Origin of the sequence: Holzapfeliella saturejae (assembly GCF_037546065.1) — a bacterium.
Classification (GTDB): Bacteria; Bacillota; Bacilli; order Lactobacillales; family Lactobacillaceae; genus Holzapfeliella; species Holzapfeliella saturejae.
The window spans coordinates 20445-34546 of record NZ_JAWMWG010000003.1 but is presented as its reverse complement, the minus strand read 5'-3'; the positions used below and the strand labels follow the sequence as shown (position 1 = coordinate 34546).

Sequence of the window (14102 nt, the reverse complement as noted above, 5' to 3'; positions counted from 1 at the left end):
CCATTGAGGGTTTTAGTACAACTTTGTTAATATCGTTTTGTTTATATGATTTAGGTATATTCATTAGTTCGTTAAATTCTTCTTTTTTGATTCTAAAGTAGCCAGTTGTTCTGAATTGTTTCAACAACCTAAACAAAGTCTTTGCGTAACTCGATTTGATTGAGTTGAACTCTTTCAGTGAATATCTGACCCAACTTGTTAAATCATTCAGAATCGGAATAGCTTTTTCATAAACTTGCACATCTACGTAATAACCGTCTTCGTCACGATCAATAGCGAATTCGTTAAAAAGCACAAAATGTTCCTCTCTGACACCTGTTTTACTTCTGTAACCAAAATTAAGTGTCAAAAGTTTGTTGTACGTTTCTCTAACAGTCGCCAAAAATCTTTGATTATTTCTTCCTGATATATCTGACAAATCTCTTAGTTCATCAAAATAAAATCTAACAACCTTATTTCCTTTGTCTTTCATCTTTGTAACAATTGAAAAGAATAAGTTCATTTCAACGGATTTTAGTTTACCTAATGGGATTGTATTCAATTCAATGTCATATCTTGTGATTTCGTTTATAGCCATGTTTTAATTCCTCCAGCAAATTTGTAACTTTATTATATATTTTGTGTGAACATTTGTAAAGGTATTCCCTCAAAAAAGTACCCACGCATGCAACAAAACCTCCCTCAAACTGCAACAAAACCTCCCTCAAACTGCAACAAAAGCTCCCTCAAACTGCAACAAAAGCTCCCTCAAACATTGCTGTACCCCTTGGGAGAGTAAGGGTACAGCTCGCCTAAAAGAGGTTTAAAAGAGTTATTAAAAGAGTATATAAAAGATAGGCTTCGCCTAATTAATCAAAATTACCTTTAAGTTCTCTTAAGTTCAAAACCCTTGAAGAAACACGGTATAAAAGGTCAAAGTGGTGTTTTTAAAATAATCAAATGTTTAGGGGTACTTTTGTAACAAAAAGAGTAATTACTCTAAGGGGGTGAACTTATGACTAACGCAATGCACGCGATCATTCAGTTAAATGCTGATTACTTTGATTTCAACAAACAAGAAAAAGAACAGCTTGAACAACTAATATCACAATTATCCAATTAAACACGATTTAAGCTATTTTATATCTATTGAGGGTAATTACACTACGATAGCTAATTAATCGCTTAGAGATATCAAAATATCTAACACAACTATATAAAAAGAAAAGACACCTCTTAATTGAAGTGTCTCGTTTTATTTCCAAAATTTCCACCATGGTTTCGGTGTATCGGTTCGTTGTTGGTTCTCAACTGGTTCTGCACTAGTTTGTTGTCGGTTCTGATTCGGTTCGTTTTCAATTCGTTTAAGATGTTCATTTTCTTCTCTGAGTGTGTCAATCGAGCTATTGGTTTGAAGTGTCAATCTTTGCTGTTGGTCAAGTAATGAGTGTACTTTTTCGATTTCTCTATCACGTGATTCTAGCTCTTTTTGTTGACTTTCAACTTGCTTTTTAAGTATATCTATAATTTCTTGTTGCGGGTTCGTTGCTGGTTCTGATTCGGTTCGTGTATCGGTTTGGACTGGTTCTGTATCAGTTTGTTGCTGGTTCGCTTTTGTGTTGTCGGTTCGTTTGTATCGGTTGCGTTCAAAATGTTGTTTAATCGTGCTTTGTAGCTCTTCATCTAGCAAAAACGTTTGCTTTTCTTTCTTTAAATGTTTATCCACTTCTTTTTTGTGACTTCTGATATATCTAGCGACAGCTTGTTTTGATACACCGATTTCCTCCGCTAATTCTCTTACTGTTTTCATTGTAACCACCTCAATGAAATTTTAGCATAGAAAAAAGCCACTGTTTAAGTGGCTGGTTATTTTTTAGAAAGGTAAATCATCAGCTTTTAAGTTAAATCTATCTAAGTCATCCATTCCAAATGGGTCTTCATCAACTTTTTTAACTTCTTCTTGTCGTTTTTTATAACTATATCTATCTTGAAAATCATCGCTATTTCTTTCTTCAGGTTTAAAAGTAAAGGTGTAACCAATCAATGGGCGACCTTGCTTTTTGGCGAAGTGTTTTTCTAGTTTTAAGTTTTCAAAGAAAGGTGACAACTGTTCCATTGACGGTTTTAATATTCTTCTGTTGATATCAAATTGCTGGTACTTTTCAGGAATAGCCATAAGTTCGTTGAACTCTTTTTTGTTTATCTTAAAAAAACCAGTCGTTCTATATTGTTTTAACAATCTGAACAACGTTTTAGCGTATGTAGATTTCAAGCTATTAAATTCATGCAAAGAATATCTAACCCATTGGTCTAAGTCATTAAGCAAAGGTATAGCGTCCTCAAAAATTTGGATATCAACATAGTCTTGTTTTTCTTCGTCTTGATCAATGACGAATTTTGTAAAAAGCACAAAATGTTCTTCTCTCGTACCAGTTTTACTTTTATAACCAAAGTTAAGCGTCAGTAACTTGCTGTAAGTATCTCTGATTAGCTTTAAAAAGCGTTGGTGACCTTTTACTTTGTATTCTGCTAATTCTTTCAAGTCGTTAAGATAAAATCTAACAACGTTGCTTTTTTGGTCTTTCATCTTAGTGATGATAGAAAAAAATAAATTCATTTCAGGAGCTTTTAACTTTCCTAGTGGTATTGTGTTCAACTCGATATCGTAGCGAGTAATTTCGTTTACAGCCATATTTTTTACCTCTTTTTTTATAGTGTAGTCTAATTATATATTAATAATGACTACTTTTCAATGTTGTACATCTATAATAGACATTATAAAGTACCTATGTGTCATTAGTAAAGTACCCTACGTGTCATTAATAAGTACCCTGTATGTCATTAGTAAGTATCCTCTTTGTCATTAGTAACTGCTCTTGAGCCTTAGAGCCACGTGCGTTGCAGAACACCTAAAAGAGGTTTAAAAGAATTTAAAAGAATATATATAATACAACCATTCCCTTATCTCTAATTCCTTAACCCAAACCCAAGACCTTGAACCACAAATAAATTAGACAAAATAAAAAAGCCACTTATAAAAGTGACTTGATCAATTATTTAATTTCAAATGTTTGTTCGCCTAGTTTGCCACCAAAGAAACCTTGTTTAGCTACTAATTGAACTGGTGTAGTTGTGTCTGTTAGCTTATAAGCCATTGCGTTTTCAACCGTACCACCTTTTTTGATGTTAGCCATTTGTGAATCACTAAAACGACTATCAGGTAGTGAGCTAACACCTAATTTATTTTCTTTGTTAGGGTCGTTGTCTTGGTATGCATTAAATACAGACATCCATGCAGTCATTGGGTTAATTTCTTTGTCAGTTTTATTAGTTACTTTGTACCAAACCGCAAAAACTGGTTTATCGCTGTATTCGTTACCTGCCTCTCCAGGTTGAATAACTTTATGATCTGTAATTTCCATAGTAACGTCATCTAAAACAGCAACACCGTTTGAAAAACCGACTTTATTTGTATCTTGTGATGAACTACTTGAACTTTCTGTTTTACTTGATTGTTGATTTGAAGATGATTGAGAAGATTGTGCAGAAGATTGGTTGCTTGCGTTTTTGTTTTCATCTTTTGGAGCTGTTATCCCTGTGATTAAAAACGCTACTACCGTCACACCAGCACTGATGTAAAGTTTCTTTTTAATCCCCTCATCTTTTGTTTCGTTCTTTCTATCTTGAATTAGTTTAACGATGTAGTAAATCGTTGTTACAAGAGCAACTAAAACTACAAGTGCAAAAAAATATGCCATTCTTGATTCCCTCCATATATTTGATGATTTAATTGTACCAAAAAAGACCTACCGAATGGTAGGTCTTCTTTTGTATGCATACAAAAATTGTAACAGATTAATCTTCAAGAGTGGTCATTTCTACAAAAAGCCTTAACTTTTCGTTAGAAATTCGCTTACCGTTGAAGTAAACAGGTATATCCTCATTTATTACTTCGTTTAGATCCACAGCTTTTTCATCTAAAAATGTTCTTCTTTCTTCATCTGTAAAAAGAAGATATTCAATAGATACTTTTAAAGCATCGGCATATTTACCAATATTATTAACTGGCACTTGTCGTTCTGCTCTTTCGTATCTTGATAAAGCTGATTTACCAATCCCTAGCTTTCCAGCTAGCTCAGTAAGTGTCATACCTTGCTCTTTTCTTAATCTTGCGATTGTATGTGATATATCAGCAGGTGAACGCATGTTATCACCTCCTTTCACATTCAATATTGTACATCAAATTCCCCGATAAGTAAACGTTTTAAACAAAAATGATTTATTGTGTTGACATTAGAGGGAAACGGGTGTACTATAAAGTTGTTCCCCGATAAGTAAACATTTTAAATAAAGGAGTTGAGAAGATGTTGAAACGAAAGAATAGAGCAGAGATTAAATTGAATCTTAGACGCATTCGTTCAGAAAGAGAAGTAGCGGGTTTAACAGCTCAACAAATGGCTGACAAATTAGGTGTTTCAAAAGGTCACTACTACCAAGTAGAAAACGGAACACGTAATTTCCCTATGGGTTTATTCATTAAGTATGTAAATATCTTAGGATACAACCCAGCACAAACAATGATTTTTTTTGAGGATTAATTCCCCAAAAATGAAACTTACTATATAAAGGAACATAAACATGTTAGCAAAATTCAAACGCAAAGAAGAAAAAGTTAAAACACTCACACCTCATCAACAGCATAGTAAAGAGTTGTTTGAGGCAATGAGTAGGGCAAAGAAGAGCAAAAGAAAAGCCAAGTTGAAAAATATCGGCTTAGTTGAAAATTATGTAGGAAAGAGTTTGGAGGTGTAGAAGATGTTACAAACGCCAGTACACGAACTTTACACAGAAGAAGCAGTAAACAGCCAAGTGCGCTACACAGTGATTGACAACACTAAGTATTACGCAGTACGTGATATCGCTACTAAACTACTTAGATACAGTCAATCAAACAGGGTAGCTAATAACTTCCCTGGAATCATCAAGGCAAAGGCCTACTTAAACAATCAAAAAGTAGTCTTCAACTTCATCAAAAGTGAAGATGTTATCAAATTTGTTACGAAGTATAGAACAAGAGCAACACCTGAAGTCATGGCGTGGGCCATGGCGGTATCGAAGATAAAAAACGAAGAACCAAAAGAATTAGTTAAAGCTGACAATTTTATATTAGATGGTAAAAAAGTCGAACCAAAAAAATTCAACTTTAGTGGATTTGATCTAGATGTTTTCACTCACAAAGAAAAACCAATGTTCTTTGGTAGTCAAGTCGCAAAACTTTTAGGATATAAAGACCCTAAAAATGCAGTTTGGAAAGTTGTTCCTCAAAAACACACCGAGGGGGTTGCTGTGAGCAACGGGGTCGATGTCATCGGAAAAGTAACAGCGATTGACGAACCAGGACTTTACAAGTTAATTCTTAAAAGCACGCTACCGCAAGCTGAAGAATTTAGCGATTGGGTTACTGATGAAGTTTTACCATCAATCAGAAAACACGGTGCTTACATGACACCCGACACGGTAGAGCAAGCAATCTTAAACCCTGACACGATGATTCAGATTGCTACAAGGCTAAAAGAAGAGCAAGAAGAACGCAAGCGACTAGAAGAACAAAATCAGATGTTAAGTGTTGAAAACAAGCGTAATGCTGTGATTGTCGAAACTCATCAGAAGTTATATGACGATAAACGACTTTTCACGACAACGCAAGTCGCTAGTCATTTCGGGTTTGCAAGTGTTGGATTTAACCGCATTCTTGCAAATTTAGGTATCCAGTACAAACCTGAAGGCTCTGAAACGTGGATTTTATATGCTAGATATCAAGGTAAAGGATATACGAAGACAGAAACTTTCCAACGTGGTAGCAAGTCAAAAATGATTACCAAATGGACTAACAAAGGGCGCGAGTTCTTATATAAAAAACTCAAAAAGGCTGGTGTGATTGATGAAGATTGGGGATATAAGAAATGAACGTAAAGCAAATCAGAGCGTTATGCGAGTTATATAACGCACGAGAAAATGGTAGCAGAGTTAAATTTTTCGATTGGGTAACAAGTCAAAGTTTTTGTTTTGAGTTTGAAGAGCCTAAAGAAAACGAGACGACAATACAAAGAGTTTGTAAGACAAACGAAGCTTATAAAAAGGTTTTAGATAGCTTTGAAGACTTAGGTGTTAAAGACAGAGTTGTCACAAAAACCGACTTTACCGAAAGCACCAACGAAATAAAGTGTTTTTTGATTAAAAAGAGAGTTTAAGGAGGGTTGACTATGTTACACAGACTTACAGAAGAAGACATCATTCAACAAAATTATGATGAAGCCGAACAATATCTTGATGAATACGGCGTTGTGAACTTTTTGAAGAAGTACAAAGGCTACAACGACTTGCAAATCGGCAAAGAGCTGGAAGATTTTATCTTTAACATCGATGAGTACAAAGATAAAAAAGAACTGATCGAGGATGCAATTTTATAATGAAAAATTTATTTAAGATTTTGTTTTTAAGCCAAAAAGAGGATAAAAAAATACCAACAAACGCTGTCTATCATAAACAAAACGCTGTTGGTATAGGAAGCCTCAAAAAAGGCTTAAAAATGAATTACAAGGAGAGTATATAATAATGACTAATCAAAATCAAGTACAACAGCAAAATGAAAAACTAACCAAATTCGATGTAAACGGTCAAGAAGTGACACTATCAAATTCAATCGTAAGAAAGATGATTACAACTGACCCAAATGTTACAAATGTTGAGATATCAACTTTTATAGCCATGGCTAAAAGCATGGAGTTGAACCCTTTTGTAAATGACATCTACCTAATCAAGTATGGAACTAATCCAGCACAGTTCGTAATTTCAAAAGACGCTTTTTTGAAGAAAGCCAATCGAAATAGTGATTATGACGGCTTTAAGGCTGGTTTAATCGTTCAAAGAAACAACGAAATTGTTTACACGGAAGGCGCTTTTACGCTTGATACAGATAGAATCCTAGGAGCGTGGGCAGAAGTTTATAGAAAGAGCATAAACCAGCCAACAAAGGTGGAAATTTCGAGAAAAGAATTTGGTAAAAACCAGTCAACTTGGAAATCTATGCCAGGCAATATGCTGCGTAAGACTGCACTTGTGAACGCTTTGCGTGAGGCTTTTCCTGACAACTTCGGCGGTGTTTACACCAAAGAAGAAACAGAGAACTTTAACGAAGCAAGTGGTAGAACGACAGCGACAAATGTAGAAGAAAACCAAGCAGAAAAACCAAAACATCAAACTTTAGATGACATCATCGGCGCAGGTGATACAAAAGAAGAGGTAGAACATAAAGAAGAACCTCTACAAGAAGAGGGTACACAAGAAAAAAGTGAAAGACCTAGAAAAACGATTGAAGCTGTAACGCATGATCATGACGAAACAAATCTTTTTGAAAACGCAGGAGGTAAAGCATGAGTTTAACACAAGAAAATTACTATCAAGATACCAGCTACATGACTAACTCACTTTTTAAAGCAATGAAAAAAGATGAAATCGGGACGCTAGCCAAAATCAAAGGCTTGTGGAATCCCGAAGAAAACAAAACAGCTTTACTAGTCGGCAACTACGTGCATTCTTATTTTGAATCAAAAGAAGCACATGACCGGTTTAAAGAAGCAAATCAAGACGACATGATGACCAAGTCAGGCAAGTTAAAAGCAGACTTCAAAGTAGCCGAAAAGATGATACACAGACTTACACATCGCTATGATGTGCAGGTTAAAGACTGGGTAGAAGATAACACGTTCCAACGCTTTTACACAGGCGATAAAGAGGTTATAGTTACAGGTCAAGTCGGCGGTGTTGATTTTAAAGGCAAAATTGACTGTTTAAACCTCGAAAAAGGATACTTTGTAGATTTAAAAACGACACGGTCAATCAGAGAAAAGCAGTGGAGCGATGAACTGCATAAGAAAGTCAGTTTTATCAGAAATTACGAGTATCACAGACAACTAGCGCTGTATCAAGAACTCATCAGACAGACGTTCGGTAAAGTGGTTCAACCGTTTATCGTGGCGGTTTCAAAAGAGTCTCAAACAGATGTTCAGGTGTTCAACTTTAGTAGTGAACAAGACAAAGAGTTGATGAGTGAAAGTCTTGAAGAGATTAAAGAGCTAGCACCACGATTCAGAAAGGTGTTAGACGGCGAAATAGAACCAAAAAAGTTAGATACAAGCGATTTTGTTAAGGCGACAAGAAGCTTAAGCATGATTATGCAAGCGGAAGAGTTAGAAACGGATTAGGAGGTATCACAATGTCAACGATTAGTTATTTTTCGCACGATTCAAACGCTAGAAATTCAGCAAAACTCATCAAACTACGTATGGGGCTAGGTCTTGAGGGCTACGCTATCTATTTCATGATTTTAGAAAGATTAAGAGAAGCAAAAGATTATAAGTCATCAACTGATTATGACATGCTAGCTTTTGACTTTAGAACAGACAGCGAAAAAGTTAAAAAAGTGGTTGAAGATTATAGCCTTTTTAGCCTGTCAGAAGGCCATGATTTTTTCTGGTCTAAGTCTTTTGATGAAAGAATGACCCTTAAAGATGAGAAAAATAAACGCTTATCTGAAGCAGGTAAACGAGGGGCTGAAAAGCGTTGGCAGAGTAAGGCTGATAGCCACCCCAATAGCCAAGGTATAGGGGCTAATAGCAAGAAAAGAAAAGAAAAGAAAAGTAAAGTAAAGAAAAGTATATATACTCACGACTCTTCGTCACAGGTCTACGACACTGATGACCCGAACTATAAATTAGCCAAGTTACTTTTTGAAGAAATTAAAGTCAACGACCCAAAATTCAAACAGCCAAATCTTCAGAAATGGGCTAACGACATTCGTTTAACTCACGAAAGAGATGACAGAAGTTATGACGAAATTGAAAAAGTAATTAAGTGGGTTCAAAAAGACGACTTTTGGAAAACTAACGTACTAAGTCCAGCAAAACTAAGAAAAAGATATAGCCAACTGATCATGAAAATCAAAGATGAGCCACAGCAACAAAGTTATACGCAACAAGATGATTTCCAAAGACAACTGAAAGAAGCGGGCATTGATTTTTAGGAGGAAGAAAAATGGTAAAAGAAAGTACAAAAATGTTTGTTGTGTTATCACCGCAACTAGCATACGAAAAGTTAAAAGAGTTAGAAAAAGACAAAGAAAAGAATCATCTAGAACTTAAAGAACTCAAAGAAGCTATACACGAAGTTTTTGGTTAGGAGGAAGAAAATGTTTACAGATTTTGATTATTTAAAAAAGCAGATACCTTATCTGTCGCATATCAAAAACAATGAAAAAATTAGCATAAACGTAAAAAGAATGTTTTTTGAAAGTAATAGAGAAAAAGCCATTATAATCACTTCAAACTTAGGCGAGCTAGGCAGAATTGAGTTAGAAAAATTTATAACTTGTGTACTGATTCAAAAAAGTCATGGGGAGATAAGAGAAAGCGACTTAGAGTTCATGCATAGCGATTTACGTGAAAAGCCTTTTGATGGATTAGAGTTACTTTTTAAGTAAAAACGGAGGTAGGAAATGCAATCAACAACAGAAGCAACAAAAGAGCTTATGAATAAAATTATTGACAAAGAACTCCAGAACAGACGTTGTGTTCTTTTTTATAAAGATGGTTATCCAGCGGATAGTACTTCTATAAATAGCTCTTTCGGTTTGAGTTTTTTGGATTTAAGAGGATGTATATCGCGTAACAAGTTAAACGAGCTAACACTTGTAAAAATTGAGGCAGATGCCGATAACACCGAAGATATCAATATTTATTTTGCGAGTGATAAAAATGTTATCAAAAAAGAGTCAGAACAAACACAAAAAGATTTTGAAGAGTTTGACAAATTTGTAGACACAGTTTGTGAAGTTGCAGGAGTGCCTAAAGCCTCAACTTTTCAAAAGCTGATGATAATTTCGAAATTGAACGAGTAAAAGAGGGGGGGGATTGGAATGAGAGGCTTCACGCAAGCGCTGAAAAATTCGGGTATTGCAAAAGAAGAACAAACTAGGTGTCCTAAGTGTTCAACAAAATTATTAAGTTTCGGCACAAACAAAATGTGTCCCAAATGCTTTTATCCTGAAACAAACGCAGTAGAGGACTTGGAAAGACAAAAAGCCGAGTTCGTGCAAAAAGAATCACGCATATCGTCGGCAAATCAAGCAGTCAACTTTTTCAAAGCCAACTCGATTTTTGGGAACACAAAAGTGAGTGAGTTGAACTTTCAGAGCTATAAAGCAAAAACAAAAGAGCAACAAGATGCATATGATCAAGTGGTTGAAGCTGGCAAAAAGATGTTATCAGGAAAACCAGTTCACTTAGTTTTATCAGGCACAACAGGGGCAGGTAAGACACATCTAGCCACAGCGCTAGCAAACTCAATACTTAAAAAGAAGCAACTAGACGGCTACAAAGTCATGTTTATATCTTGGGTTAAGTTCTTTATGCAAAGAAGGCAAGCAATACAAGATAAAGAACTAAGCGCAGAGCTTGACAAGAAAATAAACGCAATTGCAAAAGCTGATTTAGTTGTCATTGATGATTTAGGAGCAGAATCAGAAACAGGAAAACAAGCCAGCGATTTTACGCAAAAAGACGTTTTTAACATCTTTGAAATGCTTGAAGATAAGAACTTGATATTGACCACAAACGCAGGCACAAGCGGACTTACAGCAATGTATGGCAAACGAGTGTTGTCAAGAATGCTTAAACATATGGATATCGTAAAAATGGCAGATTTTGAAGATTATAGATTAAAACAAGGGGAATAAAATTATGAACACAGTACAACTAATCGGCAGAATGGTAAGAGACGCAGAACTTGGAACATCGAAAAACGGAACAAACTACACAGGATTCACACTAGCGGTTGATAGATACGTCAAAAATGGCGAAAATACAGCGGATTTCATACGTTGCAAAGCTTTCAACAAGACAGCCGAAACGATTACACGCAATTTACACAAAGGTTCACAATTTGGTGTTGAAGGTTCAATCCAAACAGGTAGCTACCAAGATAAAGACGGCAAGACTGTTTTTACAACAGATGTTTTAGTCAGAAACATCACTTTTGTAAGTGGTGGCAACCAACAAAACCAAAACCAATCGCAGCAAAATAACCAACAGCAAAACAATAGCCAAGGATTCAAAGACCCGTTCGCCCCTTCAGGAAATGCGATTGACATTTCAGACAACGACTTACCTTTTTAGGTGGCAGTCATGAAATTTACAGCAACGTATGACATTGAGCCGGTCGCACAAGGTAGACCAAGATTTAACAAGTTGAGTGGTCGAGCTTATGACCCGATAAAGTCAAGGAATTTTAAAAAGGCCATAGCAATTTTGACAAGAGTTAAATTTAAGCAAAAACCTTTCAAAAAACCTATCAAAGTCACAACTAAGTTTTACAGGTTAATCCCAGTAAGTACCAGCAAGAAAAGACGTGAACTGATGGAAAAGGCGAGGTTTTGCCGACAGCAAAGCCCGATGTTGATAACTACTTCAAAGGCTTTACTGACGCTTTAAACGGCTTAGTTTTTGAAGATGATAACCAAATCACAGAAGTACACGCATATAAATTTTACAGCGATAACCCACGCATTGAATTGGAGGTAGAAGAAATTGAATGAATACGGCAGATACAACATGTTTAAACAACTGATTGCACAAATTCAACGTGACAGCATAACGAGTTTTGACGACATTGAAAACTTCGTCAGAATGTACACAATCGAGTACAGGCGACAACTGAAGGACACCAACAAGCCTGATGTAAGGTTTTTCACAAGAGCAGAAATTAAAGAAAAGATTTATCAGCCTTACAAAATCAAAGTCGGCGGTAAAGTTTTGAAAGTTATCGAAGACGAAGGGCAGAAATTTTATAGCGTGTATGATCTAGTGTCTAAATTTGCGTCAACATCGCACGCAATCACACCCAGCACACTAGTAGAAGATGTGGATATGCTGGCAAAAGATGAGGTGTTGGTTTTTAAAACATCAAACTACAACACAGCAAAATACATCACACGCGAAGGAATCAAGAAAACACACAACTTGATGAAGTACAGAAATTACAACGATTTGATGAATGAATTTAAGTAGATACTTCGGAAAAACAGTATTCCCAGAAGTAAAAAATGGAGGTTGAAAAAATGACAGATTACAAAATTGGAATTATCAGAAGTGAATATTCTTGTTACGACTTAGGCGAAGAGATTGAGGCAATCCTTAAAGTGCCAAAAAACTTCGTTTTACCAAACTTCAAAAGCTACTTTGACATCGACAGAATCAGGTATATGCCTTTTAAAATGTACCGAGAAATAGATGACTTAGACCAGTATTGCGGTAAACGTGATTTAAAACGTGTCGGCACATTTACCACAATTCTTGAGTATGTTGACGTACTCAAGAAACATTACGGCATTGAAGAGCTAGAACCTGATGATTTACTAGATCACTTAGAACTGGATATGGAGGAGCGAAAATAATATGGATTTAACAACAGTAGTATGCTTGGTTTTATTTATTTTTTGGCTAGTCATGGAAGTAGCGAACTTTTTCTTAAACAAAAAATCAAACAAGCTAAAGCAAGAATTAAAAGAACTTGAAGAAGACAACATCAGCAAGAGAGAAAGAATAATTGAAATTAGAGAAAAACAACTAGATGAAGTTTTGAAATGGATTAAAACACATAAAGGGGTAAAAAATGATTAATTTTATAATTTTTATAGTTTTAGCGGTCGTGAGTATCGTGTTGTTTTGTTTGGGGGTTGTGATAATTTTTTCAGCTATCCAATCGACTTATAGAGCTTTGACAGGGAAAAAGAACACATCAGACAACAAGAGAATAAGCGACTTAGAAAGACGTGTGGCAAATCTCGAAAGAGCTAGAACCAAACAAATTGAGAAAGAGCTAGAAAAAGATGAAGATTATCAAAGAGCAAAAGAAGAAGTGGCAGGAAAAGACGTTGGGAAATGGAGGGTAATAGATGATTAAGCTTGATAAAGAGATTTTAAAAAGGACTGAGCAAGAGTTAAAGCAAAGAACGACATACAAAGATTTAACGGTTCATGGCTACAAAATTAAAGACTTGCCAGTCGTAAAAGATGATTATTCTCCTGCGTATCTAGTCAGTGGTGAAGTTTATAAACAAATTGAAAGGGAAATCAGAAAACAGCAAGAAAAAGAAGCAATTAATGTTTTCTCTAAGTGGATGGCAAAAGTAGCACACAAAAATACTAGCGATTATCTAAACGTTGTAATTTTGAACCACGGAATTTTATACGCAACAGATACGCTTTTGGTATCAAATAAAAAGCAAACCAAAAAGAAGATTAAGCGATTTTTGGAAAACCCAAAAACAATCAACGGCGACAAATTCAGCACAGAGACACTTTTGAAATCTTTTGTAATGCAATTTGATGATAAGTGCTACTACTTTGATGTTGAGACAAAAAGGATTGTAAGCATAACCGACTATGATAACCTGCCACAACTAAAAGAGGTTAGGTTATGAAGATTTTAAAAGAACAACGAGAACAAGTTGAACACTTTATCTTCGAAAAGTGGGTAAGTGGCGATGATATGAGTTTTTTAGATAAGGAGGACACTCATGATAAAAGAAGTAGAATTGGTGGCTGGAACTGACTTAACAGCGACTAAGGCGAAAACAAAGAAATTTTTAGGCAACTATGATGCTTTTAGACTGCTGGTATCGTCAAGCTTTCAACCAAAAGTCACACAAACATATAGTGTTGAACTAACTGATTTTAGCGGTGGAGAAAAAGGCAATCCTTTGGATAGTTTCATCATCAAACAAGAAGCAGCTAAAGAAAAACTAGATAAAATGTTCAGAGTTCTAAATTCACTCGAAAGCGATCATAGAGTTTTATTAGTTTCAAAGTACATTGACAAAAAGTACCGCTATGACTTTGAAATTATGAACTTTATGGGTGTGTCTGAATCAAGGTACTACGAGATTTTGGGCGATGCTTTAATCGCTTTCGCTTTTGGCTATGGCAAAGATTTAGTAGTTGAAGTTGAAGAGTAAAAAGCGGAGTTTTTGCGGAGTTCACACAAAGTTAGACATGTTATTATATGTA

Annotated in this window: 28 protein-coding genes; 23 read left to right on the top strand and 5 right to left on the bottom strand. The window is 35.4% G+C overall.

Features of this window, described 5'->3' with window-relative positions; translation table 11 throughout:
• From R4Y45_RS06275 to R4Y45_RS06255, 5 genes are all read right to left on the bottom strand, one after another.
• Positions 1-577, bottom strand: a 577-nt coding sequence (locus R4Y45_RS06275; RefSeq protein WP_339970325.1) for a replication initiation protein, incomplete at its 3' end; no start/stop codon positions are given.
• A 657-nt stretch (positions 578-1234) separates the two neighbouring features.
• Entirely contained in the window at positions 1235-1789 is a 555-nt protein-coding gene (locus R4Y45_RS06270) for a hypothetical protein (RefSeq protein ID WP_339970324.1), read from the bottom strand.
• Between the two features lie 63 nt (positions 1790-1852).
• Positions 1853-2671, bottom strand: a complete 819-nt coding sequence (locus R4Y45_RS06265; protein WP_339970323.1) for a replication initiation protein — start codon at positions 2669-2671, stop codon at positions 1853-1855.
• Positions 2672-3032: 361 nt separating this feature from the next.
• Positions 3033-3737, bottom strand: a complete 705-nt coding sequence (locus R4Y45_RS06260; protein ID WP_339970322.1) for a DUF5067 domain-containing protein — start codon at positions 3735-3737, stop codon at positions 3033-3035.
• Between the two features lie 97 nt (positions 3738-3834).
• Positions 3835-4185, bottom strand: coding sequence for a helix-turn-helix domain-containing protein (locus R4Y45_RS06255; RefSeq protein ID WP_339970321.1), 351 nt, complete (start codon positions 4183-4185; stop codon positions 3835-3837).
• A gap of 158 nt (positions 4186-4343) precedes the next feature.
• Here R4Y45_RS06255 and R4Y45_RS06250 point away from each other — a divergent pair, with 158 nt between their 5' ends.
• From R4Y45_RS06250 to R4Y45_RS06140, 23 genes are read left to right on the top strand one after another with little or no spacing between them, the layout of a single operon-like run.
• Positions 4344-4577, top strand: coding sequence for a helix-turn-helix domain-containing protein (locus R4Y45_RS06250; RefSeq protein ID WP_339970320.1), 234 nt, complete (start codon positions 4344-4346; stop codon positions 4575-4577).
• Between the two features lie 40 nt (positions 4578-4617).
• Complete coding sequence (locus R4Y45_RS06245) at positions 4618-4791, top strand: hypothetical protein (protein ID WP_339970319.1); 174 nt, start codon at positions 4618-4620, stop codon at positions 4789-4791.
• Between the two features lie 3 nt (positions 4792-4794).
• Positions 4795-5946: a BRO family protein gene (locus R4Y45_RS06240; protein WP_339970318.1), complete on the top strand. Its 1152-nt coding sequence runs from the start codon at positions 4795-4797 to the stop codon at positions 5944-5946.
• Entirely contained in the window at positions 5943-6230 is a 288-nt protein-coding gene (locus tag R4Y45_RS06235; protein ID WP_339970317.1) for a hypothetical protein, read from the top strand. Before R4Y45_RS06240 ends, R4Y45_RS06235 begins: the two co-directional genes overlap by 4 nt.
• 12 nt (positions 6231-6242) lie before the next feature.
• A complete protein-coding gene (locus R4Y45_RS06230) occupies positions 6243-6449 on the top strand; it encodes a hypothetical protein (protein ID WP_339970316.1) in 207 nt (68 codons plus the stop codon).
• Complete coding sequence (locus R4Y45_RS06225) at positions 6449-6592, top strand: hypothetical protein (RefSeq protein WP_339970315.1); 144 nt, start codon at positions 6449-6451, stop codon at positions 6590-6592. Before R4Y45_RS06230 ends, R4Y45_RS06225 begins: the two co-directional genes overlap by 1 nt.
• 2 nt (positions 6593-6594) lie before the next feature.
• Positions 6595-7416 carry a phage recombination protein Bet gene (gene bet / locus R4Y45_RS06220; RefSeq protein ID WP_339970314.1) on the top strand — a complete coding sequence of 274 codons (822 nt, stop codon included), beginning with the start codon at positions 6595-6597 and terminating at the stop codon, positions 7414-7416.
• A complete protein-coding gene (locus R4Y45_RS06215) occupies positions 7413-8243 on the top strand; it encodes a PD-(D/E)XK nuclease-like domain-containing protein (RefSeq protein WP_339970313.1) in 831 nt (276 codons plus the stop codon). The genes bet and R4Y45_RS06215 overlap by 4 nt, the downstream gene beginning before the upstream one ends.
• A gap of 11 nt (positions 8244-8254) precedes the next feature.
• The gene (locus R4Y45_RS06210) at positions 8255-9061 is read left to right on the top strand and encodes a Lin1244/Lin1753 domain-containing protein (protein ID WP_339970312.1); all 807 of its coding nucleotides are present in this window, start codon (positions 8255-8257) and stop codon (positions 9059-9061) included.
• 11 nt (positions 9062-9072) lie between these two features.
• Positions 9073-9216, top strand: coding sequence for a hypothetical protein (locus R4Y45_RS06205; RefSeq protein ID WP_339970311.1), 144 nt, complete (start codon positions 9073-9075; stop codon positions 9214-9216).
• Positions 9217-9226: 10 nt separating this feature from the next.
• Positions 9227-9517 carry a hypothetical protein gene (locus R4Y45_RS06200; RefSeq protein WP_339970310.1) on the top strand — a complete coding sequence of 97 codons (291 nt, stop codon included), beginning with the start codon at positions 9227-9229 and terminating at the stop codon, positions 9515-9517.
• 15 nt (positions 9518-9532) lie between these two features.
• The gene (locus tag R4Y45_RS06195) at positions 9533-9934 is read left to right on the top strand and encodes a hypothetical protein (RefSeq protein ID WP_339970309.1); all 402 of its coding nucleotides are present in this window, start codon (positions 9533-9535) and stop codon (positions 9932-9934) included.
• Between the two features lie 18 nt (positions 9935-9952).
• Positions 9953-10771, top strand: a complete 819-nt coding sequence (locus tag R4Y45_RS06190; RefSeq protein ID WP_339970308.1) for an ATP-binding protein — start codon at positions 9953-9955, stop codon at positions 10769-10771.
• Between the two features lie 4 nt (positions 10772-10775).
• Positions 10776-11210 (top strand): single-stranded DNA-binding protein, encoded by a 435-nt coding sequence (locus R4Y45_RS06185; protein WP_339970307.1) that lies wholly within the window; start codon positions 10776-10778, stop codon positions 11208-11210.
• Between the two features lie 9 nt (positions 11211-11219).
• On the top strand, positions 11220-11525 hold the full coding sequence (locus tag R4Y45_RS06180; protein ID WP_339970306.1) for a RusA family crossover junction endodeoxyribonuclease: 306 nt from the start codon (positions 11220-11222) through the stop codon (positions 11523-11525).
• The gene (locus R4Y45_RS06175) at positions 11468-11629 is read left to right on the top strand and encodes a RusA family crossover junction endodeoxyribonuclease (protein ID WP_339970305.1); all 162 of its coding nucleotides are present in this window, start codon (positions 11468-11470) and stop codon (positions 11627-11629) included. The genes R4Y45_RS06180 and R4Y45_RS06175 overlap by 58 nt, the downstream gene beginning before the upstream one ends.
• Positions 11622-12101: a hypothetical protein gene (locus R4Y45_RS06170; protein WP_339970304.1), complete on the top strand. Its 480-nt coding sequence runs from the start codon at positions 11622-11624 to the stop codon at positions 12099-12101. The genes R4Y45_RS06175 and R4Y45_RS06170 overlap by 8 nt, the downstream gene beginning before the upstream one ends.
• A 50-nt stretch (positions 12102-12151) precedes the next feature.
• Complete coding sequence (locus R4Y45_RS06165) at positions 12152-12487, top strand: hypothetical protein (RefSeq protein WP_339970303.1); 336 nt, start codon at positions 12152-12154, stop codon at positions 12485-12487.
• Position 12488: 1 nt separating this feature from the next.
• Complete coding sequence (locus tag R4Y45_RS06160; RefSeq protein ID WP_339970302.1) at positions 12489-12713, top strand: hypothetical protein; 225 nt, start codon at positions 12489-12491, stop codon at positions 12711-12713.
• Positions 12714-12762: 49 nt separating this feature from the next.
• Complete coding sequence (locus R4Y45_RS06155; protein WP_339970301.1) at positions 12763-12996, top strand: hypothetical protein; 234 nt, start codon at positions 12763-12765, stop codon at positions 12994-12996.
• On the top strand, positions 12989-13516 hold the full coding sequence (locus R4Y45_RS06150) for a hypothetical protein (protein ID WP_339970300.1): 528 nt from the start codon (positions 12989-12991) through the stop codon (positions 13514-13516). Before R4Y45_RS06155 ends, R4Y45_RS06150 begins: the two co-directional genes overlap by 8 nt.
• Entirely contained in the window at positions 13513-13647 is a 135-nt protein-coding gene (locus tag R4Y45_RS06145) for a hypothetical protein (RefSeq protein ID WP_339970299.1), read from the top strand. The genes R4Y45_RS06150 and R4Y45_RS06145 overlap by 4 nt, the downstream gene beginning before the upstream one ends.
• Positions 13613-14050: an ArpU family phage packaging/lysis transcriptional regulator gene (locus tag R4Y45_RS06140; protein WP_339970298.1), complete on the top strand. Its 438-nt coding sequence runs from the start codon at positions 13613-13615 to the stop codon at positions 14048-14050. The genes R4Y45_RS06145 and R4Y45_RS06140 overlap by 35 nt, the downstream gene beginning before the upstream one ends.
• The last annotated feature ends 52 nt before the right edge of the window (positions 14051-14102 follow it).